Below are 24,994 nucleotides of genomic sequence, written 5' to 3' on the forward strand. Positions count from 1 at the left end.
TATCATGAAGAATTTTTTTAAATACGGCTGGCTTTTTGGTATCATGCTTTTTGCCTGTGAAAAAAAGGAAAACAAATCAGCCCCTGTTGAAAACGTTGAACCGAAAATAACAGAAAACGGCGCGAGAATTGAATTTCCAAAAGCTGAAAGTGCGAAATTCTTTCAAACAGAAACGATTGGAAGCAGCTCGCTGACCGCCGATATTACTGCACCGGCAACAGTTTCAGCCACTGTCGTAAAATCAAATGAAGGCGCATCTCAAAATATTGTTTTATTCCAAAATCCTGAGTTGGCCGGAAGTTATACCCAGCTTATCCAGCATTTGATAACGATCAATCAGATTCAAAATGTAAATATTAAACAAAGGAAAATTGAGCTTGGAAGAGTTCAGGATTTGCAGGCACATGGAGCGGCAACAGGCAAGGATCTGCTTGATGCCCAGACTGCTATGGCGATGGAAGAAACGAATTTGAATAATGAAAGAGCGGCTTTAATTGAGCATGAAACCAAATTAAAAGAAGGTGGATTTCAGGCTGAATTGTTACGTAAAGCCAAAGCCGGAACAGCCTACATCACCTGCGATATTCCGGAGAACGATGTAAGCAAAATCAAGAGCGGCAGTCAATGTGTACTTCAGTTTACTGCTTTTCCCAATGAAAAGTTTACTGGTAAAATTGACAACGTTGCGGATATGGTAGATCCTGCGACGCGAATGATAAAACTGCGTGTATCTCTGAACAATTCGGATAACAAACTGAAAGCTGGGATGTTTGGAACTTTGATGTTTGGTGTTAGTGAAGGGAAAAACATCAGTGTGAGCAAGGATGCAATTATCACAATTCAAGGCAAAAATTATGTTTTTGTGAAGGACGGAGCTTCTACTTTCAAACGTAAGGAAGTCAATATCGGCGACCAGGTTGGGGACAGGATCATTGTTTTTTCGGGCTTGAATAATGATGATTCGATTGCTATTAAAGGTGTGATGCAGTTGAAGGGACTTTCTTTCGGATATTAAATCAACTTCAAAATTATGCTACAAGCACAGATATTTATCGGGAAAGATCAGTTTTTCCGTGAGCAGCCGCTATACGAATATATTATGCAATTGTTGCTTAAACAGAAAATCCGCGGCGCGACTGTTTTCGTCGGTCGTTTGGGATATGATGAAAGCAAGCATTTAAACCGCCCCTTTGATCTGTTCAGTTTCGATGAAACGCCGATTATGATCACCTTCATTGATGAAGAAGAAAATGTAAAATCGGCTCTGACGGCACTGCGCAAAGAAGTGAAGAGCGGATTTATTATTACCAATCACGTAGATAAGTGGAATTAGATGATTAAGAACTTGCTTTTTTTTAGTTTACGAAACAGATGGGTGGTAATTTCCATCAGTTTTGTACTTATGGGCATCGGATACTGGTGCTTTACACAGCTTAAAATAGAGGCCTACCCTGATATTGCAGATACAAACGTAATTGTGATCGCTCAATATCCTGGCCGGGCAGCTGAGGAGGTGGAACAACAGGTTACTGTTCCCATTGAACGCGCTTTGCAAAATACACCCAATGTTCTGGACCGCAGAAGTCGTACCATTTTCGGACTTTCTGTTGTTCAGCTTACTTTTAAAGACGGAACGGACGATTATTTTGCAAGACAACAGGTTTTGGAAAGAGTCGCAGCGGCAGAATTGCCGGACGGCGTAGCACCGGAGCTGGCTCCCCTATCTACGGCGGTTGGTGAAATTTTGCGTTACGTTGTTGAAGCCCCCCCAACTTTCAGCCCTACTCAACTGAGAGATTTGCAGGATTGGGTTATCAAACCAGCCTTGCTGCAAGTGCCTGGTATCGCGGATGTTACAACATTTGGCGGACCTTTGAAACAGTTCCACATCCTAACATCTCCACAGAAGCTGGTAAAATATGGACTTTCATTACAAAATGTGATGGACGCCGTAGATGCGAATAACCAGAATACCGGCGGAAATATTATTTCACGTGGCGGACAGGGTTTTGCAGTTCGCGGTTTGGGAGCGATTAAAACCGAGGAAGATATCAAAAATATTGTTTTGAAATCGGCCAATGGTGTTCCCGTGTTCCTTCGTGATGTGGCTACCGTAGAAATTACCCCGCCGCCTCCAAGTGGCGTAATGGGTTATACGATCACCCAGGATAGTGTAGATGTCAGCGGTGGTGTTGAAGGGATTATTCTGCTGCGTCGCTATGAAAACCCAAGCGAGGTTTTGAAAGTTTTGAAAGAAAGAATGGCGGAACTTAAAGAAACTGAACTTCCCGAAGGCGTTACTTTACGTCCGCTGTATGACCGGAGTTTTCTTATCGATCACTCACTGGAAACGGTGGCCCACACACTTTTTGAGGGGATTTCAATCGTAATTATTCTATTGATTTTCTTCCTGGGAAGTATCAGAAGCGCCCTGGTAGTTGCATTGACAATTCCTTTTTCGCTTTTATTTGCTTTTATATTGATGCGTTTGACAGGAATTCCTGCAAACCTTCTTTCACTTGGTGCAATCGATTTTGGTATTATTGTAGACGGTGCCTGCGTGATGGCTGAGCATTTAATCAGAAAATACAGAACGGCCACAGTTGAGGAAAAACAACAGGGAATTGTCAAAATAACATTGCTTGCTGCCCAGGAAGTGGGACGTGAAATTTTCTTCTCTGTAACAATCATCATTCTAGCCTATATGCCGATTTTGCTGATGACACGTGTGGAAGGAAAACTGTTCTCACCTATGGCTTTGACGCTTGCTTTTGCCGTAATTGGGTCAATGCTGGCGGCGTTAACTTTTATACCAGTGTTAATTTCTTTTGCTTACAAGAAACAATTGGCAAATCCGGAGAAACCTATGAAGGAACACAAGAATTTTGTTCTGGATGGTTTGACAAAAGTTTACGCCGAAACAATATCGAAGTTTCTGACAAATTATAAGTCCACAGTTCTGATTGGCTTTTCCGTCGTAATGCTGTTGGTGCTTTGTGGTGCTAAACTTGGTTCGGAGTTCTTGCCTACATTAGATGAAGGTTCTATCTTTCTAAGAGGAAACTTTGCAGCTGGTATCACCATTCAGGAAAATGCAAGTTATGCTCCTAAGATCCGAAGTATCATTGCAAAATATCCCCAGATTTCTTTTGTGATCACCCAATCCGGACGTAACGACGACGGTACGGATCCTTTCCCGGCCAACAGAAATGAAATCCTGATCGGGTTGAAAGATTATGATTTGTGGGCCAAGGAAATAACCAAAAAAGAACTTGTTCAGAAAATCAAGGCTGATCTGCAATCTCAATTACCATCCGTTGCCTTCTCTTCCGGCCAGCCTATTATTGACCAGGTTATGGAAATTGTGACGGGAAGTGCGGCCGATCTTGCAATCTCCATTGTGGGTGACGATCTGGGTATGATGCGGATGAAAGCAGATAGTATCACTAAAATTGTGAAGGAAACTGCTGGTGCTGAAAACGTAAATATAGAACAGGAAGGTCCGCAGGAGCAATTGGCTATCAATATTAACCGTCAGAATGCAGCACGTTTTGGAATAAATGTGGCGGACATCCAGAATATGATTGAAGCTGCGATTGGTGGTAAAACAATATCGACTTTGTATGACGGAACAAAACGTTATGACATCGTTGTCCGCTTTTTACCCGAATACAGAAATTCAATTGATGTTATTAAAAACCTTCAGATTCCATCACTGACCGGTGCATTAATTCCTATGGATCAATTGGCAGATATTCATTTTATTGAAGGCCAGACCAACATTTATCGTTATGGCAGCAAACGTATGGTTACAGTCCGTACAAACATCAGAGGGCGTGATCAGGGCGGTTTTGTTGCTGAATTACAGAAAAAACTGGATGCTAAAATCAAAGTGCCAAAGGGTTACAGCATTGTTTACGGTGGTCAGTATGAAAATCTTGAACGTGCCGGAAAACAACTGGCATTTACAATTCCGCTTACGATTGTGATGGTATTTTTGTTCCTGTTTATGTTGTTCAAAAATCTGTCACACACGATGGTTACCATGAGCTGTATACTTTTTGCATTAGGCGGAGGAATTGTTGCTTTGTTGATGCGTGGTTATTATTTCAACGTATCAGCCGGAGTTGGCTTTGTAAGTATTTTCGGGATATCAGTTATGGCCGGTGTGTTGCTGGTTTCTGCCTTGAACCGATCCGTTTTGAATACTGAAAACGATATAAGAAGTAATGTTTTACTGGCTTCAACCGAACAGCTTCGTGCGCTCCTGTCGATTCTGGTTGTCGCAATTATCGGTCTGGTACCGGCAGCAATTTCTTCCGGTATTGGTTCGGATGTTCAAAGACCACTATCAACGGTGATTATTGGTGGATTAACCAGTACGCTCATTTTTGCACCAATTTTATTGCCACCGCTTTATTTGTGGGCGGAGAGAAAAAGAAAGGTTAAAGTTGTCACCGAAGACGGAGACGAATTAAAATTAGAATAATCAGAGGATGTTATAAGTTGATGTAGTAAGGTAAAAACCCCGCTGGACAGAAATGCCAGACGGGGTTTTTATTTTTTTAATCAGAAAGGAATTAAACAGATCAGGCAATATCACAAATCGTAACCCCTTGTTTTAATGATGCAATATCATCCTTGCGGCTTGGAATAAATTCCTGGGCCACAAATCCTTTGAATCCAGTGTCTACAATTGCTTTCATTATCGCCGGATAACAAAGCTCTTGTGTTTCATCAATTTCATTTCTGCCCGGAACGCCGCCCGTATGATAATGGCCAATATATTTGTGGTATTTTTTGATTGTCGCAATTACGTCGCCTTCCATGATCTGCATGTGGTAAATGTCGTATAGCAGTTTGAATTTTTCCGAACCGATCATCTCGCACAGTCCTGCACCCCATGCCGTGTGATCACACATATAATCCCGGTGATTCACTTTGCTGTTCAGCAATTCCATGATCATCGTTACATTGTATTTTTCAGCTGAGGGCATCAGGCGTTTCAAGCCTTCTGCACAGTTTCTCATGCCGTCAATATCCGACATTCCATTTCTGTTTCCCGAAAAACAAATGACACTTGTAAACCCTGCCGCCTGGATTTTAGGGAAAATTTCTTCATAGCTTTTCACCAGCGCATCATGATTTTTGGGATCGTTAAATCCTTTTTCAATACCCATTCCCGCTCCATTGGGTAGAGCGCAGGTTAAGCCATATTTTTTCAGAATCGGCCATTCATCAGGACCCAGAAGTTCGATTGACTTCAAGCCGATTTTCTGACATTCCTGCGCAAAGGTTTCCAGTGGGATTTTGGAATAACACCATTTACATACAGAATGATTAATTTTCCCTTTCAATTCGGCTCCAAGTGCTTTGTCAGATGCTGCAAAAACGTCTGTAACCGATAAGGGTAATGCTGAAAGACCGGCTCCTGCTACCATTTTTTTTAGTATGTTTCGTCTGTTCGTTATAGATTTCATCTTTTGTATCGTCACGATTTAGGCAATATCGCAAATGGTCACACCTTGTTTTAAAGAGGCAATATCGTCTTTGCGGCTTGGAACAAATTCTTGTCCGACAAAACCCTTATAGCCGGTTTCAACGATGGCCTTCATAATGGCCGGGTAGTATAATTCCTGCGTTTCGTCAATTTCATTTCTTCCCGGAACGCCGCCTGTATGGTAATGGGCTATGTATTTGTGATATTTTCTGATCGTCGCAATTACATCACCTTCCATAATTTGCATATGGTAAATGTCATACAGCAATTTGAATTTTTCCGATCCAACCATTTCACACAACCCTGCTCCCCAGGCTGTATTATCACACATATAATCTTTGTGATTAACCTTGCTGTTAAGCAATTCCATCACCAATGTCACATTATGTTTTTCAGCGATCGGCATGAGTTTTCTTAAACCTATCGCGCAGTTCATCATACCATCCACGTCGCTCATTCCACGCCGGTTTCCCGAAAAACAGATGATCTGATTATAACCCGCAGCCTGAACTTTGGGAATAATATCTTCAAAACCTTTGATCAGTTCCGCATGATTCTTTGGATCGTTAAATCCCTGATCCAGACTTTTTGTTAATCCTTCTCCCCATGGCAGAGCACATGTTAATCCATACTTTTTAAGCACCGGCCATTCATCCGGTCCACAAAGCTCAATAGATTTAAGGCCGATTTTTTTAGCTTCCTGGGCAAGCGTTTCCAGTGGGATTTTGCTGTAACACCACCTACAAACCGAGTGATTGATCTTCCCGTTCAATTTAGGGCCAAGTGCATTTTCTGAGGCAGCAATTACTTTTGATATAGAAAGCGGCAAGCTCAAAACTCCTGCACCCGCCGCAATATTTTTTAGTGCTGTACGTCTGTTGGAGGTACTTTTCATCTAGGATGGTATATATGTTAATTGATACTATAATTATGGCCGTTCCATTTACTAATACATTTGTAAAAATCAGTGGTGCCACCGATAACTATTTTGCCGGTCTATGCAAAACGTCAATTCAGTGACACCACTACTTAAGATCAAATATTTCAATTCTACTCAAAAATCAGGTTATTTACCTGTCTTCTTTGCAGCACCCGATGATTCAAGATAAATCGGATTGTTTTTGTTGCCACCCGACATCAGATACGCAACCAGGTCTCTTAATTCGTCCGGGTTCAATCCATTTATCAATCCAGGCAACATGATCGAAACCTGCGAAATTTTAGAAGACTTCACTTCCTTCTTGGATATTTTGCGTATTGTCTTTGAGTCAAACGGATTTTGAGCGATGTAATAGAAATTAGCATCTTCATTCAACTGACGACCAACAACAGATTCTCCGCTTTTCAATTCATAGGCTATGGATGCAAACTGATCAGAGATTGCGTTGTTTGGTTCAATGATCGCTTCAAGCATATCTTTTGGAGAAAAACGTGTTCCAAGTTGTGTCAAATCAGGACCAACATCGGCACCTTCTCCCTGGATCATGTGACAACGGCTACATAATACAGCTGAGAAAATCAGTTTTCCACGATCAAAATCACGGTGCTGCAAACTGTCCTGAACCAGCGCAACGGCCTGATCCACTTTCCAGCCACGACCTGGTCCTTTCGGATTATATAAATTAGCAAGGTCATTTCCATTGGTTGTCAGCAAATCTGCGCCAGACAATTTGTTGTAGTACGCAAACTTATCCTTTGGAACATTTTGCAGAGCCATCTGACGAGCTTTGTCGATGAAACCTATATAACTCCGCCCGCCCTGATAGCTAAATGCTTTTTGGTACCAGGTGAAATATTTTTCTCTTGATGCCGGTGTCCAACCTGTTTTTGCGCCGCTTAAAAGAATGGCATAGAACATCTGCTGTGCGGGAGGCATTTTTTCAAGCAAACCTGCCAGATCCAAACCATACTGGGGGTTACGCAGAATAAGATCCGCAGAGGCAGTGGCCATCGCATTGTCTTTATCATCAAACACCTCGTTTTTAGCAATCAATGTAAGTGTTTGGTCTACTACTTTTGGATCTTCAAGGAAAACCAGAAGTTTTGCGTAGAAACGATTAAGACCTGCATTTGTAGATGGATAGTTAGGGCCTATATAAGCGATTAGCTGTGCTTTCTGAGCTGCATCCGGTTGGCCCATTCTGTAAAAAGTAACTTCGAAAGTTCTTAGTAAATCCTGTTTCTGGCTATCACTCAATTTTTTCAGATCGATACCCATCATAGCTTTTAGAAGTTGAGGTCTTACTGAAACATCTCCTTCACGCGCCAAAGCAAGCGAAGCGTAGATTAGTGATTGAGGATCTTTTTCAGCCAACGCCCTGGCCTGCCACTGTGCAACCGGCTGATGTTCGATCGCGATCCGTGCTGCATAACGTAGAAAACGATCCGGACTTTTCAGAAGTGGCCACGCAGCGTCAATTGCTTTCGGATCTTGTTTTACGTGATATTGTTCAATATCCGTACGTTGTTTGTGTTCCGGTGTTATCGCAACCTGAACTGCGTTGGAACCAGCAGGAATATTTTTGTAGTCCTTATAATACACACGGTACAAATCAGATTCAAGACGACGGCCACCTGTCAGGAAATACAAAGCTCCATCAGGACCAATAGCTCCATCTGTTAGAGGAAGCGGCGCGCCTGACAGAAATTCTTCATGTTCTGCAGAGTATGTCGAGCCGTTAGGTTTCAAGTGTAAGCCATGCACAATACCAAAACTCCAGTCGAATGCCAAAAGAGTGCTTTTGTATTTTGCAGGGAACCGTGCATCTTTTAAATAAATAAGATTCGTCGGAGAACCTTGTCCGATGTTCATGATCGGAGATAAATTATCAGCAAATGTTGGTGACCAGTTTGCCGATCCCGTTCTCCATCCATATTCCGCTCCGCTTGTTACATGGCACACACGCGTTGGGCGATACCATGGCGTACCGAAATCCCATTCCATATCTGAATCATAAATGAACAGATCGCCGGCTTCATTAAAAGTAATGTCATAAGAGTTACGGAAACCGGCAGCCATCAGTTCCCAGGTTTTTCCTTCCGGATCGGTATGGGCTACCCATCCGCCAGGTGCGTTACGGTCGTTGGCATGTCCGCGTGGATCTTTAATCCATGGAAAAAGATTATCGTTTTTCCAGTTAGGCATCAAGCGATACGTATCCATTTTTGGCAGATCTGTAAAGTTCCCAGCCACCACATAAAGCGATTTTTTGTCAGGAGACAAAACAATACTGTGCGGTCCATGTTCGCCTTCACCAACCAATGGTTTCAGCAAAGTGATTTTATCGTACTTGTCGTTGTTGTCCGTATCCTGCAAACGATATAGCCCACTTCCTTTTGGGAATTTGGCACTCTCACGATTATTAATCATTACATAAAGACTATTGAAAGCATACAGCAAACCATGAGCAAAACCCATCGCTACTTTTGCGGTATCGCCTTCAATAAGTAGTTTTTCGACTTTAACTTTTTCGGTAGATCCAATCGCAGGAAGCTCAAGACGGAAAAGTCCGCCATACTGATCACTTGTGATCATTCTACCTTTATCATCGAAAGTCATGGAAACCCATGAACCATTCATCTCTTCCGATGGACTATACAAATGTTCGGCAACAAATCCATCAGCAAGTTTTAGTTTGTCTACTTTGGAGCCAGGCGGCCTGTGTTTGGCAGACCGGTTGCTTAACAAAACCCCGCAAAAGACACCTACGGCAATAAGCACCGCAAGTGTAATTGGAAGTCTAAACCATTGTTTTTTTGTGTACATTTTACAGTTCAGCGTTTAAGTAATATAAATTTTAATGTATGATGAATTAAGGGTTTAGGATATTCCTGACTTAAATAAAACTAACTTAATCTTTAAAAAGTTAGATTTTGCAATTATAAAACGATTGATTGATCAGACCATCCTGCTGTGTCGGGTTTCAATCTAAATTAAGCAAATTCTAACGAATTTTATCTTAAAGTACCAAACTTTAAATAAGTATATGACTATTTAAAAGTATTTAAAATATTATTTATTTAGTTCTTTTAAATAGTAATTAACATATTAAAAGTACCGTTTGTACTGTATATTTAAAATATATTAAATTATTTATAAGTAGAATACTTAATATATGTGGATGCGAATCTCTTTTTAAATCAAAAAGTGCAGTAAGATCATCTTACTGCACTTTTTGATTTTCGTTAAGACTTATCAGAGCTAAACCAATATTAAAAGTTAGGAGATAAAGCTGATTCAACAGCTGGCAAGCCATAGTATTGATCAAGAACTGTAAAGGCGTTTCCAGGAGGAACAGACCCCGCCGGGAAGTAGTAGGCATCTGGATTTGCTTTTACTCTTGCACCATACGGAACAATGATTTCCTGGATTCTACCTGTTCTCACAATATCAAACCATCTTTTGTTTTCAAAAGCAAGTTCAACTCTTCTTTCTTTAAAGATTGCTTCACGAAGGTCAGCTTGTGAAGAAGCCGTCGTAGCGGCCAATCCTGCTCTTGCCCGAACCTGGTTCAGGTAAGGAATTGCATCTGCTGATTTGCCGGATTCATTTAAACTTTCAGCAAGGAAGAGAAGCACTTCAGCGTAACGGTAAACCGGGAAGTTCTGACCTGTGTTATTTTGTTGTGTATGCTTACGGGCGAATTTTTTAATGTATGGGAAGACTTTGTTTGCTCTCGCACTTTGGCTAAGTGTCACGTACCCGATGTTAACATCCTTTCTCTTATCCCCTGTTTCAAAGGCAGCAATGATATCCGGGGTTGGGATGTCGTTACTTTCCTGTGAAGTAGCCTGCGTATTGTTCGTCCCGGTAATTGGAAATAATTCTTCCGCTGTGATTGGAGAAGGCATAATCTGATAAATCAGATTACCATTATATCCGGCTGCACCTTCCATATACTGAACCTCAAAAACAGATTCAACATTGTTTTTGTTATCCGTAGTTCCGGAGAATGCATCATCATAATTTGGCATCAAGGAATACTCGCCGCTCTTAACGATATCTGCCAACAATGTTGATGCGTCGGCCCATTTCTTCTGAACGATATAAAGATTTGCAAGCAACATTTTAGCAGTACCGGAAGTAACTCTTCCCGCTTCCTGTGTAGATTTTGATAGCAAAGAGGTGGAGGCTTCTTTGGCATCTTTTTCAATTTGCGCATAAATATCTTCCACTTTGGACAAAGGTAAGGCTGCTTCCTGACGGGTGGTTACCGGTACCAAATGAAGAGGAACAGATCCAAAATATCTGGCAAGTTCAAAGTAAGCGAAAGCTCTCAAAAACAATGCCTGTCCTTTAAGGTTTGCTTTCACGGCAGCATCAAAATCGACTCCGTCGATAAGCACCAAAATCTGGTTTGCTCTTGAAATGATCAGATAATCCTGACGCCATTGCTGCAAAACATTATCATTTGCAGTAACACCATTTGCCGTAGGAACAGCAAAATCAGCAATGTTTTCAGTGGCATCGACCGCACCGTAAAGAGGGTTTCGGGCATAATAGGCATTGTCCGAATGTAATTCTCCAAGTTTCCAGGCGCGGTCATTGAAAATACTTCTTAATGGTGCATAGGTTGCATTTACAGCGTATTCGAAATCAGCCTGGGTTTTGTAGTAAACATCATAACTTAAATTAGTCTCAGGTAAGACGGTCAGGAATTTATCCTGGCAGCTCGTAAATGCCAGTGTGGCCAGACAAGCAATAATTAGTTTTTTTCTCATTATCAATATCGATAAAATGTTAATAGCTGGCTAGGGTATTTTAGAAGTTCAGGTTGATACCTATTGTCCATGTACGTGGCACAGGATAGTTGGAATAGTCGCGTCCAAGACTCAAATTATTTCCGGGACCATTACCATCAGGTTGTCCACTTGTTTCTGGATTAGGGCCTCCCCAGTATTTTGTGAATACGTATAACTGTTGTACCGAAGCATAAAGACGTGCAGATTTAAATATTTTATTCTTGATACCGATGTTGTAACCTAGGGTAACGTTTTTGATCGTGAAATAAGATGCGTTTGCAAGGAATTGGGTACTTGCCCAATCTCGTTCAAGACCTGTATAATTTCCTCCATTATTAGTAGCGCCAAACATTCCTTTTCCTTCTGTAATTATTGTAGTAGCCACTGGTTGTTTAGTTACAGGATCTATTGCATTCTTAACCCGGAAACGATCTTTTACACCAGCAACCATGTTAAAAACACCGTCCAGATTGGCAGTACTGTACAAATGCTGAACATATAACTGATTGCCAAATGAACCCGAACCGGTAACAGATAAGTCGAAATTTTTGTAAGAAACCGAATTGGTAAGACCGTAAGTGAATTTTGGGAAAGGGTTCCCGATTATAGTTCTGTCATCTTGGTCACCACCATTGGTAATGACTCCGTCACCGTTCAGGTCTTTATATCTGATAACTCCGATAGCAGAGCGGCCAGGCACCACAGGTGTGGTTTTCAGCTGTTCCTGAGTTGTGTAATATCCGTCTTTTACAAGACCATAAAATTGACCAAATGGCTTGCCAACCTGAGTGATGTTAACGTCTCCGTATACACGATCAATTCCATCTGAAAGCGCAAGTACCTTATTTCTGTTAAAAGAAATGTTGGCGTTTGTTGTCCATTTAATTTCTCCAACTGTATTCCGTGTTGTTAAAGAGAATTCATGTCCCCAGAACTTGATCTCACCAATGTTGTCATTGTAGTTACTAAAACCAGCTTCTTGCGCAATCTGAACGCTATAAAGCAGATTTGTTGTTCTTTTTGTATAGAAATCATACACAAAAGTGATGCGGTCATTAAACAAGCCAAGATCCAGACCAAGGTCAAATTGTTTGGTTTTCTCCCAGCCAAGATTCCGGTTTTGTAAGGAAGTTACTGCCGCACCAGGAGCAACATTGCTACCAAATACGGAGTTAATTGTGTTGTCGACGGTAGCATACTGAGTGTAATTACCGATGTTGTTATTACCAATCACACCATAACTGGACCGTACTTTTGCGAAAGATACGCGTTTGAAATTATCTTTAATGAATGCTTCATCCGACAAAACCCAACCCACGGAAGCGGATGGAAAAACACCCCAACGGTTGTCAGAACCGAAACGGGAAGAACCATCAGCCCGTACAGCGGCTGTGAAAAGATATTTCCCTTTAAAGTTGTAAGTCAAACGTGACAGATAAGATGATAATGTATATTGACCTATTCCGCTGGAAGTTCCACTACCTCTTTGGATGTTAATCGCACTTTGGGGCGTTGTAATGCGGTCATCCGGATATACACTGGCGGCAACTTGTAAATATTCTTCTCGAACTTTTTGTTTTGTGAAACCTGCAAGCAACTCAAAATTGTGATCACCAATTGCCTTATTGTAAGTAACTGTATTTTCGTTCAACCAGCTAAAATTTTGTGTATTCGAACGAACCGATGCTGCGGTTGTAGGAATAGGTACGTTGATCTGGTAAGTCGCAGTAGACGGGTTGAAATAATAGAATTTCGTAGCCAAAAACTCTGTGTTAAAAGAAGTTTTGAAAGTCAATCCTTTTATCGGAGAATATGCTGCATATGCATTACCCAGGAAACCTGTTTTTTTGGTCTCATTAATCAACTGTTGCGCAGCACGTACCCAGTTAGGATAACTAAAAATATTACCTGTGTTACCCGGTAAATTATTATATGTTGTCAGATTACCGTTTGCATCGTAAATAGGCATGATCGGCCATGTATGAAGCGCGTTGAAAAGAATACCGGTACCACGGTCACCATCGGATTTTGGCGTATTGTCATAAATGTAAGACGGAGCGATATTGAAACCCAGTTTTATTTTATTGCTGACACGGTATTCGTTGTTAATACGCAAAGAATATCTTTTGTATTGATTGTTAAGAACAACTCCTTGCTGGTTGAAAACCCCGGCAACGACAGAAGTACTTGATTTTTCGGTATTGGTACTTAGAGTCAAATTGTAACTTTGAAGCGGGGCACGGCGGAGTAATGCACGATACCAGTCATTATTTTTACCTCTGTATTGCGTTGGATCCTGGTAAATATCCGGCACAGGCTGGTTCATATCTTCATATGATTCCTTCTTAAACTGTGCGAATTCTTCTGCATTCAACATTTTAATCAAACCACGATCCGGTACATTCTGAGTACCTGCATATACATTCAATCCGATGTTGGTTTTTCCGTTTGTCGATTTCTTTGTTGTAATCAACACAACACCATTTGCGGCACGTGAGCCGTAAAGAGAAGTTGAGGCAGCATCTTTTAGGATCGTAATGTCCTCAATTTCGTCGGGATTCATGTTTCCAATGTTTCCTGTAATCGGGAAACCGTCAATCACATAAAGAGGATCGCTACCAGCAGATACAGACAACTGCCCACGAATACGGATCTGCATTCCTTGTCCCGGCTTACCAGTCGTCTGGTTAATCTGAACGCCTGCAAGTTTTCCCTGTAACTTCTGTGTTACCTGCGAAACCGGCATGTCTTTAATTTCGTCAGCTTTGATCGTTTGTACAGCACCGGTGATTTCCTTTTTCAACTGGCTACCATAACCTACAACAACGACCTCAGACAGAGATTTGGAATCAACTTCCAGTTTCACATCAATGGTCGTACGCGTACCCGTTTCCACTTCCTGAGATAGATATCCCATAAATGAAAATATCAATTTGCCTCCATTGTCTGGGGTATTGATTGTGTACTCACCTGTTTCATTTGAAACGGTACCGGATGTTGTACCTTTTAAAATTATGCTCACGCCAGGAAGTCCCTGGCCGGTTTCATCTGTGATTTTTCCCTTAACAGGATGATCAACGATTGTTTTGGCTGACGGATTATTAGCAAAGGATGCAGTACAAAGTAGAAATCCGATGAATAGCTGTGACAGGGTGATCCTGGTAATCTTGTACAAAAGAGCGTACAATTGTAATTGTCGCGGTTGATTCATAAATTTGATGGTTTTATTGGATGTAAAAAATAAAACATAGCGCTTCCTCCTACACCCGGTAACGGATGTACTATACGATGAGATAAGCCTTACGCTCAGCCGGAAGTGGTGGCTCACTTTCGGCTGTTATTAAAATAGGGTTTGGTTATTTTGAAATCATATAGATTGGGTTAGTTGAATAAAACGGTTTAGTTAATTTTTTTATCAATTTAATTCATCAGGGAAATGTATCACACTTGGTCTTGGCAAACGGTTAAGTGTTGAATATCCAAATCTTCAAGTAATTATGTCCCTCAGACACATTATACAATATCATAATTAATTTATATTTTTTGACCTGATATTCATAATTGTTAGTGCTCAGCTATTAAACAGTATATATTACCAAGGCGGAAATAAAAGCCTTTAAATAAATCCTGTGTGTTATGAGGGAATTAGTTCTATGATCTTCAACGCTTTCTGATAATTGAAGGTGAGTAGCAATAATATTAACCGGTAAATTTTCCGGAAGTATTCTTCTTAATATTGACTGAACTGAGTCTTTTAAAATATCAATAGCACTATGTCTGCTGCTGGCACCAAGTAATATCGTATAGCAGTATTTTGGATTGATTTCTTTAACAGAATTCTCACCTCCCTGAATAAAATTTTCAATGAGTTGCATTTCAGATGCAGGAAGATCAGATGAGCTCATAGATAAATAATTTCCAATAGTAGTTGACATCAATGTACCGTTATAATTATCAGTAATCTTGTAAATAGTTATACTTAATGAATAATATGTACAATAATACTGTTTACATAAAGGTCAACTATCCTGCTCTGTCTGGTATAGTTCAAATTTTTATTTGTCTTGTTATACCTGACATACAACCTCTTTCAATATAATTTCGATTTCTAGCTATCAAATCCGGATGTCATGCTAACTGCAAGACGTGACGTATTATAAAGGCGGATTTAAATACTTTAATAAAGTTTAATGCTTTTTATTCTTTTTAAAAGTTTATTATGTATATTAAGTACTGTACTTTCAATATGTAATTTTTAAAATAAAAAGTAATAAATTTATATAATCGTATCAATAATATTAAACTTATTAATTTAATTAAAAGTAAAGTATTTATTATAACATTATACCTTTCTATATGTATAAAAAATTTTGGTTAATTAATTAATTATTAGTATTTTACAAATTGTTCATAGTTTCAGTTATGAATGTAAAAGCAGTATACATGCATATCAATGGTGAATAATACGAGACTTTTCCAGTCTGGAATTTATTGGGGACAAATAGAAAGTCACCGGATCATGCTTATTGCATAATAATCCGATGACTTCTTTCCACTATTAAAAGGCTTAGCAAGTGGTCAATTCAGCGTTTGTTTATTTTTGGACTGTCGCTAACAATTCATGAGGATAACCTGCCTGGGTGGCACTTACCTTATTGAGTTCCGCAATATGTTCAGTACTTAACTTAATATGAGCAGCTTTTAAACTGTCATTGATATGATTCATGTTTCGTGCACCTACAATCGGAAAAGCATTTTTTGATAGCACCCATGCCAAAGCTACCTGTCCTGGTGTTTCATTGACCTCCGATGCAATGATCAATAGCTGATCGATTATATTTTTGGCATGCTCATCTTCGTGGTATTCAGCATTAGCGCCTGCGGTGATTCTTCCTGTTTCGCCTTTCCGGTACTTCCCGGTCAGTAAGCCACCTGCCAGTGGCGAATACATCATCGTTCCCAAACCAAAGTGCGCTGCCATTGGAATAAATTCCCGCTCAGCAGTGCGTTGCAATAAATTATACTCAATCTGAATGGCAGTCATTGGAATGGCAGTAGCAATTGCAGCGGCTTTCCAGGCGGGGAAATTTGTCAGACCTGTATATAGAACCTTTCCAGAGCCTACCAGATCTTCCAGACCCCGGGAAATTTCTTCAAGAGGAGTTACACCATCATCATAATGCGGCATGTAGATATCTATGTAATCAGTTTTCAGCCGTTTCAAGCTGGATTCCACAGCTTGTCTCATGGCCTTGCGGTGATTTCCAAAAATTGTAATCGCGGGATCTGCCTCACTGCTTTGGGTATATTTGGTACTAATGATAAAATTGTGACGTTGGGTTTCTATAAATTTCCCAACCAACTCTTCCGCTTCTCCTAACTGGTATCTGTCGGCAATATCTATAAAGTTTCCACCAGCATCTGCATAAGCAGATAAAATCTGTCTTGCGTCATCAGCACTAGTCCCATACCCTCTCCGTGTGCCAAAACTTGCCGCTCCTAAAATGATCTCACTTGCGTACAAACCAGTTTTACTTCCAAATAATTTATTTTTCATCATATTCTTTTTTAACACAAAATTGATGAGTCTGTTGACAGCTTACAAGTATGGGTAAATTTATCCATACCATAAAGTGGACTGGTTTGAATTATATTTGCAAATCAAATTAATTTACCATGTATCAGAAAAAAATCCCTGTTTCATTAGATTGCGGCTTACACTTATTCATGCAAGTGGTGAATGGCAAATGGAAGGCTAACCTGATCTGGAGTATACATTGCGGAATTAAAAGACCGGGAGAATTGCAACGAAAAATGCCTAAGGCTTCAAGAAGAGTGTTGGATTCACAATTAAATCAGTTGGTCGGGCATGGGGTTTTGTCGAAGCATATTTTTGATGAGCTTCCTTATAAGGTTGAATATGATCTGACTCCGTTGGGAGAATCTCTCATTCCGGCAATTATGTACGTTGCACAATGGGGGGAAGAACATCGTGTGGAATTAGAAGGTTTGATTCAAAATAATTCCTAAATCAACTATTTATATTTTCTTCAATCATTTTGTCTTTTGTCTACAAGCTGCACAAAAACTCAAAGTGGCCGGATAACCGTAAGCGGCAATTTGTTAATACTAAATAATATTGACGATGATATTTATATGTATTATATGTGATAAATATACAATACATATAAAATATATAATAAGTTATGTACTTATCGTTCAAATAATTATGTTTTTTACTTATTCTACTTATAAAATATTAAAATGCTTATAATGAGGTTATTGATTTAATTTTTCAAAATGAAATCAATAACCTTTATGCCGTAAGAATCTTACCAATGTAAGCAAAGGTAAGATTTGTGTCTAACTAATTACAGAGATTAACCATTCAATAGCGCTAGTCGTATGTAACGCTTCTGTTGATTCCAGCGTTTTCTTTGCGGTTTCAGAAGATCTGACGAGCATTAGTTTTTCGTATGAAGCAATGGCGGAGTGCAGATCCGGGAAGTCGCTGCTTAACAGACACTGGCTTAATTCCAGTGCATCGAGCATGGCCATATTAACGCCCTCGCCGGCATAAGGAGGCATTAAATGGGCTGCGTCGCCAAGTATAGTCAGGTTTGGCAAAGTCTTCCAGGTTTGATCAAATGGCATGCAATATTGTGGTCTTGGGATAAAATCAGAGCTGGCATTTTCAAATAATTCGTCCCATATATTATTCCATCCGACAAATTCACTTTTAAACCAGGCCAGCACTTGAGTCTTGTCTGAGAAGTCAATCCCACAATCCCTTGCCCAATTCTCATAAGTCTTATTGCCTGTATAAAACACCAGACTGCCGTCGCCTTTTGAGCTAACAATTAGAGTTTTCTCATCATCCATAGCGAATATTTTGCCACCGTTTAATAGTTTATGTACGGCTGGTGATTTTATTTCAGAGTTGTAAACAGCACCTTCTACTATGGTGATTCCTGTGAAAAATGGCTTTATCGGCGTGATGTATGGGCGGATTTTCGAGTTTGCTCCGTCCGCTGCTATCACTAAATCAGCCATGGCCGAGGTGTCATTTTTGAAGTCAAGTTTCCATACATTATCCTTTTTGGTAAGTGATAACAGCTGACTATCCCAGATAACAGTGTTTGGTTTTAAAGAATCTAAAAGAATGTTTTGAAGTGGTCCGCGATCGATTTCGGGCCGGACTGGTTCGTTTTCCTTATCAGCCGAGTCATCATAAGCTATGGCTGCGTTTTTATCAACAATTCTTAACTTGTCTGCACCAGGCCGATAATTCTCCCAAAACGCATCTAAAAGCCCCGCCTTATTTAGCGCATTCAAGCCAGATTCTTCATGCAGATCCAGCGTTGCCCCCTGCGTTCTTGCATGTCTATGGGCATCTCTTTCGTAAACTTTTACATCAGCTCCGTTCATTTGTAAAAGTCTGGCAAGCGTTAATCCGCCAGGACCGCCGCCTACAATTGCAATTTTTTTGTTTTCAAGTAGGTTCATTTTTGTACTTTTAATGGCTGTGATTTAGTCTTTTATCATGCCTTTTATAATAATTTCACAGCATTCCAAAATCATGTTTTCGGTGATAATTTGTTCAGGGCGGTCCAGATAATCGAAATATTCCTTGACCAGATCGAGTAATGGCGAGAATAGCAGAGCACGATGGACATCTCCCGGGAGATCCTGAATCACTCCATTTGTTACATGCATTTTTAAAAATATATGAATCGGTGCGAAGAATTTCCCTTGCTGGATATGGGCTTTTTGAAACGCTTTATTTAGTAAAGGCGAGGATTTTCCATATTGAAGTAATGCAAAGGAATGCCGGTTTTGAATAAGATATCGATAAGTATTTACCCAGATCTTTTTCACACCTTCCGGAAAATTCATTGTCGATTCGAAACTATCAAGTACGGCTTTTTCATAAGAGCCAAGTACTTCTTCGATGAAAAGTTTTATCAGGAAATCTTCCTTGCTTTCGTATTTTATGTAAATGGTTCGGGGGGAGACATTCGCTGCTTTGGCGAGTTTCTGCATACTCAAATTTTCCAAACCTTCATCGGAAATGATTTGCAGCGCTATCGTGCGTATCGCTTCTTCCTTTTCTAAATTTTTCGGTCTCATAATAAATTGTGCCTTATGCCTTCAAAAAAATAAGTTTTACAAAGTAAGTAAATGTTTATTTACTAATTGGTAATATTTTAAAATATTTTTAAGCTTAATTATATATAGCCTGAGTTTTGCTACGAAAAAAGTAAATCTGTGGATTTGAAAAATGATGCAGTATGAAAAGGAGCTTTTTGAAGTTGGTCAACATTGAAAAGATAGGATAATCATTTTTAGTATAAAACTAAAATATTCTACATTGGTTAAGAGTCGCAATAAAAATGCCTGGATACTAGTGACACGTCCTAATAACGTTACTTTATATTATCTCATTAAATTATTGGCATTTTGGTTGCGAAATTGTTATCCATCGGTGAAGGACAAATGAAGTTTGCCAAAGGAAATTATTTAAGTCAACTATGAAATTGAAATTACCAATGCAGCAACTTAGATAGTACTTCCATTCCTGAAATTAGTGATACGGTCTTTCAATAATCCATTATCAACTAAATATGGAATTAATTGATAACTGAATCTTTCAACTTATTTAAATTCCTGAAATGTTCCATCGGAATAAAATATAAGAATGCGCTCAACTTTTTTTTCTTCCTGAACTACCGGTTTTGCAGCACTTACATTTTCCTGTACCGGATAATGTTGGGCTCCATTATTTTTACGCAATTCTGCAAGGCTGGCTATGCCTGATTTTTGTGCATTTGGTAAGGTGTAATTGTCTGCTTTGAAAGGCTTTATTTCACTTATGGATTCAGGCAAATCTTCGTCTTCCAAAATCCAGTTTATACCCAGATCCGGGAATCTCCGGATAATCTTTTGAACAATGTCGAGACTAGGTTTATTACGCCCGGCAAGTATGTGAGAAATACTCGAACGCTGGATACCAATCTCGTCTGCAAAGTGTGACGGGGATATATTTTTGTCAACAAGTATCTGCTTTATCTTCTCGTTCAAATCCATCGTCGGATACATTATTAAACTGTTTAATATTTACAAAAGTCAACACACAAATATAAATTGATTTATTAATGTAAACAACACATTTGTAAACTTTTTAATTTAACTTGTTAAATCGTTTAATATGTTAAATTTATTATGCTAATTACAAATGTAAATAGTTTGTAAGACAGATACTTACGTAATTTAAATTTGTTTAATCAGGAAGTGATAAAAATAAATGCGATGCTCCGGGAAGAACATCGCATTGTATAGTTTGTTAAATAGAAGGATAATAAGTTAATCTGTATTCTGTTTACAAATGTCAGACCGTTACATTATTATCACGTAGTGCCTCGTTTAAAGATGTCTTCAGATCAGTACTTGGCTTACGTTTTCCAATGATCAGCGCGCAGGGAACATGGTATGTACCGGCTGCAAATTCTTTCGGTAAAGTACCTGGAATAACCACAGAGTCTGCCGGAACAAAACCCTTATATTCGACCGGTTCTGTGCCAGTAACGTCGATGATTTTAGAACTTCCGGTAATCGTAACACCAGCACCAAGCACAGCTCTTTTACCAATATGCGCGCCTTCAACTACGATACAGCGGGAACCAATAAAGGCACCATCTTCAATAATAACAGGAGCAGCCTGTACAGGCTCCAAAACGCCTCCTATTCCGACACCACCACTTAGGTGAACATTCTTCCCAATCTGAGCACAGCTGCCTACCGTAGCCCACGTATCTACCATAGTTCCTTCGTCTACATAGGCGCCAATATTTACATAGGATGGCATCAGGATTACTCCTTTGGAAATATAGGACCCGTAACGCGCTACGGCCGGCGGAACAACGCGAACACCCAGTGCCTCGTATCCCGTTTTAAGCTTCATTTTATCATGGTATTCGAAAATGCCTGCTTCGAGTACTTCCATTTTCTGGATTGGAAAATAAAGAATGATCGCTTTTTTTAGCGATTCGTTTACAACCCATGTGCCATCTTCCTGCGGTTCTGCAACACGAAGTCTTCCTTTATCAACTTCTTCGATAATACTTTTGATAAATTCAATGTTCTCCGGCTCTTTTAATAAGTCTCTATCAGACCAGAGATTTTCAATTTGAGTACTAAGGCTCATGTTAAATTAATTAATTAATAAAAAGTATTTAACTATTTGAAAGATAGGAAGTTACGATAAAATTAAAAATTATCATTTGTTATTTAAGTGAATCAGCTAGCGGTTACGATTTGGCTGAACTAATCAGCTACACTCCTACTTTCAAAACAAATATAAAACAAATAGACCGGGATTTTAAACAGAGAAGGAATCGATTTATACAAGACCAACATTCTCTTAGGTAAGATAAAATCATTCAATGAGCAACTGTTAAAGTTAAACTTATAAAGAATAGAATTAACTACTTAAATTAGTAAAAATGGAAAAATTACTAATAAAATTAGGTTAGTAAAATACTAATAATACTAGACAATAATACATTGAATGCTATTATAACTGGAAACTGTTGATTCAGGAATTTTGCGGTCAATTATTCTGTTAATTTCTTTAAATCGGCATTCATTTTTCTTAATATTGCCCCCGTAATAACATAATCCTTATAAGCACATGTCAAAAGTTAAAGTTGCAATCAATGGTTTTGGACGTATCGGCCGTCTAGTTTATCGCCAGATCTATAACATGGAAGGCATCGATATCGTAGCTATCAATGACCTAACAAGTCCTAAAGTGCTTGCTCACCTACTTAAATATGATACTGCACAAGGCAGATTTAACGCAGAAGTAACTTCAACAGAAAATTCAATCGTTGTTAATGGCGAAAACGTTGTTATATATGCTCAAAGAGATCCTTCATTAATTCCATGGGGATCGCATGATGTTGATGTAGTTCTTGAGTGTACAGGTTTCTTTACTAGCAAAGAGTCTGCTGAAGCGCACATCAAAGCTGGTGCTAAAAAAGTGGTTATCTCTGCTCCTGCTACCGGTGATCTTAAAACTGTCGTGTTTAATGTTAACCACGATATCCTTGACGGATCTGAAACAGTTATCAGTGCAGCATCTTGTACAACCAACTGTCTTGCACCAATGGCGCAGGTTTTAGAAGAAAAATATGGTATTGTAAATGGCTTGATGACTACCATCCACGCTTATACCAACGATCAGAATACTCAGGACTCTCCGCATCCAAAAGGTGATTTGAGAAGAGCCCGTGCTGCTGCGCAGAACATCGTTCCTAACAGTACAGGTGCTGCAAAAGCGATCGGATTGGTATTGCCTTCCTTGAAAGGTAAGCTCGACGGTTCTGCGCAACGTGTACCAACGCTTACAGGTTCACTTACTGAATTGACTGTTATCCTGGGTAAAGAAACCACAGTAGAAGAAATCAACGCTGCTATGAAGGCTGCTGCGAACGAAAGCTACGGATATACAGAAGATGAAATCGTAAGCAGCGACATTATCGGTATCAGCTACGGTTCACTTTTCGATGCAACGCAGACGAAAGTTCAAAAAATCGGAGATACTCAATTGGTAAGAACTGTGAGCTGGTATGACAATGAAATGTCATACGTATCTCAATTGGTTCGTACTGTAAACTACTTTGCTACTTTAATAAGTAAATAATTAGCATTTAGTATTACTAAAAAATAAGCCGTTATGATAATATTTCATAGCGGCTTATTTTTTTATAGAACAATTGTCTTAATAAATTTGATCGTATATCCCTTCGCTACAAAAATACTTTCATAATGTGTCTTTACGCCGTGGTGTTCTTTCAGTAATGGAGATTGATACAAATCGTCTGTATGCTCAATAATTGTAAAACTTTCTGAATTCTCCAATGTACCAAGGCTGTATTCATACAAAAAGGTACTATCGGTTTTTAAACAAAACAAACCACCCTTCTTTAAATATTTGGAATAATGATGTAAAAACGACGGATTTGTTAACCGCTTCGGTTCATCCCGGTCTCTTACCTGAGGATCCGGATGAATTAGCCAGATCTCATCCAGTTCATTTTCCTGAAAGAATTCCTCAGAATACTGAATCCCGGCACGAAGAAAAGCGACGTTGGTTAGGCCAGATTCCGTTGCGGCCAGACTTCCACGGGCAATCCTGTCTCCTTTGATATCCATCCCGATAAAATTCTTATCCGGAAAGACCTTTCCAAGGCCCACCGTATACTCACCTTTTCCACAAGCCAGTTCCAAAACGATGGGATTATTGTTGTTAAAGTAAAGCTCGTTCCATTTTCCTTTGATTTCTGTATAAAGCGGTTTTCCGGTTTCTATAACATTTGCAGCTTCTGCACTAAACTGATAGTGGGATAATTTTCTTCTTGACATGCTTAAAATATAATTCAACAACTATAACTGATCCAAATCGGCAACTACAAAAGTGCTTCCTCCGACATAAATGGCATCCTTTCGATCTGATTCCAAAATTGCAGCTTCTAAAGCCTTATTTACATCCGGATAAACATTTCCCAATAAACCTGATTTCAGAGCTTCCTGCTGCAATTCTGAGGCATTCAAAGCGCGTAGATTTGACGGCTGGCAAAAGTAATAGATACCATCGCGGGGAAATAAATTCAGAATGGAGGTAATATCTTTATCTGAAACAAAACCGATCACAAACCTTTTTTGCTTTGTGACCAAACTGTTAAACTGACGCATTGTATCCGATACACCGGCATAATTATGAGCAGTATCACAGTAGACCAGCGGTGAATCATTCAATTTTTGCCACCGGCCTTTCAAACCAGTATTATGCTGCACACGGGACAGGCCTCTGTAAATGGCTTCCATTTCAATTTTAAAACCGGTATTCTGTAATTTTTCAATAGCCGCAATAACACCACAGATATTTTTCAACTGATAATCACCCGCTAAATCCAGATTCAGATCCGGATAAGCAGGATGGCCAGATGTTTTTGAAATGATATTTAAAACCAATGCACCATTTGAATGTTCTGCTTTTCCAATCTCAAATAATTCCGAACCATAAGCGATTTCAGCGTTTTTTTCAGATGCTGTCTGATTAAAAACATCCGATATTTCAACTTCCTGTTTTTCACTGATTACCACAGGAACTTCATTTTTAATAATTCCCGCTTTTTCAAAAGCGATCTTTCCAAGGGTGTCTCCCAGGAACTGAACATGGTCATAACTGACGTTGGTGATGACAGAAAGAACCGGTGTAATAACATTAGTGGAATCCAACCTTCCACCCATACCAACTTCTATCACAGCGATGTCCACCTGACTGCTTGCAAAATAAGCAAAAGCCATAGCCACGGTTACTTCAAAGAAAGAGGGGCTTAAACTTTCGATGTAAGATTTGTTAACAGCGGTAAATTTTACTATAAAATCTCCATCAATGCTCACTCCGTTAACCCGTATACGCTCTGTAAACGACTTTAAATGAGGAGAAGTATATAATCCAACCTTATAACCGGCCTCTTGCAATACAGAAGCAAGCATATGCGAAGTACTTCCTTTTCCGTTGGTACCGCCAACGTGAACTGTCTTGAATTTTTCCTGAGGATTTCCCAGGTGATTACACAATTGGAGGGTAGTATGAAGGCCCGGCTTGAAAGCACGGGCCCCGATATTTTGAAAGACTGGTAAGCGACTGTACAGATAGTCGATCGTTTCCTGATAATTCATTAG

18 protein-coding genes are annotated in these 24,994 nt (G+C 39.5%); 5 read left to right on the forward strand and 13 right to left on the reverse strand.

Annotation, left to right across the window (positions count from 1 at the left end):
- The first annotated feature begins 4 nt into the window (after nt 1–4).
- From LXL81_RS06795 to LXL81_RS06805, 3 genes are read left to right on the forward strand one after another with little or no spacing between them, the layout of a single operon-like run.
- Nucleotides 5–1,015, forward strand: coding sequence for an efflux RND transporter periplasmic adaptor subunit (locus LXL81_RS06795; RefSeq protein WP_234645971.1), 1,011 nt, complete (start codon nt 5–7; stop codon nt 1,013–1,015).
- Between the two features lie 15 nt (nt 1,016–1,030).
- Nucleotides 1,031–1,333, forward strand: a complete 303-nt coding sequence (locus LXL81_RS06800; RefSeq protein ID WP_234645972.1) for a DUF190 domain-containing protein — start codon at nt 1,031–1,033, stop codon at nt 1,331–1,333.
- Nucleotides 1,334–4,489, forward strand: coding sequence for an efflux RND transporter permease subunit (locus tag LXL81_RS06805; protein WP_234645973.1), 3,156 nt, complete (start codon nt 1,334–1,336; stop codon nt 4,487–4,489).
- A 100-nt stretch (nt 4,490–4,589) separates the two neighbouring features.
- Here the strand turns inward: LXL81_RS06805 and LXL81_RS06810 are convergent, their stop codons facing one another.
- The 7 genes from LXL81_RS06810 to LXL81_RS06840 all read right to left on the reverse strand — a co-directional run bounded on the left by LXL81_RS06810 (nt 4,590) and on the right by LXL81_RS06840 (nt 16,799).
- Nucleotides 4,590–5,480 carry a hydroxypyruvate isomerase family protein gene (locus LXL81_RS06810; protein WP_234645974.1) on the reverse strand — a complete coding sequence of 297 codons (891 nt, stop codon included), beginning with the start codon at nt 5,478–5,480 and terminating at the stop codon, nt 4,590–4,592.
- Nucleotides 5,481–5,498: 18 nt separating this feature from the next.
- Nucleotides 5,499–6,395 carry a hydroxypyruvate isomerase family protein gene (locus LXL81_RS06815; RefSeq protein WP_234645975.1) on the reverse strand — a complete coding sequence of 299 codons (897 nt, stop codon included), beginning with the start codon at nt 6,393–6,395 and terminating at the stop codon, nt 5,499–5,501.
- A gap of 171 nt (nt 6,396–6,566) precedes the next feature.
- A complete protein-coding gene (locus LXL81_RS06820) occupies nt 6,567–9,266 on the reverse strand; it encodes a c-type cytochrome (RefSeq protein ID WP_234645976.1) in 2,700 nt (899 codons plus the stop codon).
- A gap of 446 nt (nt 9,267–9,712) precedes the next feature.
- Complete coding sequence (locus LXL81_RS06825; protein WP_234645977.1) at nt 9,713–11,221, reverse strand: RagB/SusD family nutrient uptake outer membrane protein; 1,509 nt, start codon at nt 11,219–11,221, stop codon at nt 9,713–9,715.
- Between the two features lie 40 nt (nt 11,222–11,261).
- Entirely contained in the window at nt 11,262–14,453 is a 3,192-nt protein-coding gene (locus LXL81_RS06830) for a TonB-dependent receptor (RefSeq protein WP_234645978.1), read from the reverse strand.
- Nucleotides 14,454–14,820: 367 nt separating this feature from the next.
- Nucleotides 14,821–15,177 (reverse strand): hypothetical protein, encoded by a 357-nt coding sequence (locus tag LXL81_RS06835; RefSeq protein WP_234645979.1) that lies wholly within the window; start codon nt 15,175–15,177, stop codon nt 14,821–14,823.
- A gap of 659 nt (nt 15,178–15,836) precedes the next feature.
- On the reverse strand, nt 15,837–16,799 hold the full coding sequence (locus LXL81_RS06840; protein WP_234645980.1) for an aldo/keto reductase: 963 nt from the start codon (nt 16,797–16,799) through the stop codon (nt 15,837–15,839).
- 119 nt (nt 16,800–16,918) lie between these two features.
- On the opposite strand from LXL81_RS06840, the gene LXL81_RS06845 reads away from it, so the two are divergent.
- Nucleotides 16,919–17,272 (forward strand): helix-turn-helix domain-containing protein, encoded by a 354-nt coding sequence (locus LXL81_RS06845; protein WP_234645981.1) that lies wholly within the window; start codon nt 16,919–16,921, stop codon nt 17,270–17,272.
- 333 nt (nt 17,273–17,605) lie between these two features.
- Here the strand turns inward: LXL81_RS06845 and LXL81_RS06850 are convergent, their stop codons facing one another.
- The 4 genes from LXL81_RS06850 to LXL81_RS06865 all read right to left on the reverse strand — a co-directional run bounded on the left by LXL81_RS06850 (nt 17,606) and on the right by LXL81_RS06865 (nt 21,446).
- Nucleotides 17,606–18,748, reverse strand: coding sequence for an NAD(P)/FAD-dependent oxidoreductase (locus tag LXL81_RS06850; protein ID WP_234645982.1), 1,143 nt, complete (start codon nt 18,746–18,748; stop codon nt 17,606–17,608).
- A gap of 24 nt (nt 18,749–18,772) precedes the next feature.
- Nucleotides 18,773–19,372, reverse strand: coding sequence for a TetR/AcrR family transcriptional regulator (locus LXL81_RS06855; protein ID WP_234645983.1), 600 nt, complete (start codon nt 19,370–19,372; stop codon nt 18,773–18,775).
- Between the two features lie 525 nt (nt 19,373–19,897).
- On the reverse strand, nt 19,898–20,329 hold the full coding sequence (locus LXL81_RS06860; RefSeq protein WP_409013878.1) for a helix-turn-helix transcriptional regulator: 432 nt from the start codon (nt 20,327–20,329) through the stop codon (nt 19,898–19,900).
- 301 nt (nt 20,330–20,630) lie between these two features.
- The gene (locus LXL81_RS06865; RefSeq protein ID WP_234645985.1) at nt 20,631–21,446 is read right to left on the reverse strand and encodes a 2,3,4,5-tetrahydropyridine-2,6-dicarboxylate N-succinyltransferase; all 816 of its coding nucleotides are present in this window, start codon (nt 21,444–21,446) and stop codon (nt 20,631–20,633) included.
- A gap of 486 nt (nt 21,447–21,932) precedes the next feature.
- Here LXL81_RS06865 and gap point away from each other — a divergent pair, with 486 nt between their 5' ends.
- Nucleotides 21,933–22,946 carry a type I glyceraldehyde-3-phosphate dehydrogenase gene (gene gap / locus LXL81_RS06870; protein WP_234645986.1) on the forward strand — a complete coding sequence of 338 codons (1,014 nt, stop codon included), beginning with the start codon at nt 21,933–21,935 and terminating at the stop codon, nt 22,944–22,946.
- Between the two features lie 62 nt (nt 22,947–23,008).
- Here the strand turns inward: gap and trmB are convergent, their stop codons facing one another.
- Both trmB and LXL81_RS06880 read right to left on the reverse strand, forming a co-directional pair.
- The gene (gene trmB, locus LXL81_RS06875) at nt 23,009–23,668 is read right to left on the reverse strand and encodes a tRNA (guanosine(46)-N7)-methyltransferase TrmB (protein ID WP_234645987.1); all 660 of its coding nucleotides are present in this window, start codon (nt 23,666–23,668) and stop codon (nt 23,009–23,011) included.
- A 21-nt stretch (nt 23,669–23,689) separates the two neighbouring features.
- The gene (locus LXL81_RS06880; RefSeq protein ID WP_234645988.1) at nt 23,690–24,991 is read right to left on the reverse strand and encodes a folylpolyglutamate synthase/dihydrofolate synthase family protein; all 1,302 of its coding nucleotides are present in this window, start codon (nt 24,989–24,991) and stop codon (nt 23,690–23,692) included.
- Between the last annotated feature and the right edge of the window lie 3 nt (nt 24,992–24,994).

Origin of the sequence: Dyadobacter sp. CY356 (genome assembly GCF_021440195.1) — a bacterium.
Classification (GTDB): Bacteria; Bacteroidota; Bacteroidia; order Cytophagales; family Spirosomataceae; genus Dyadobacter.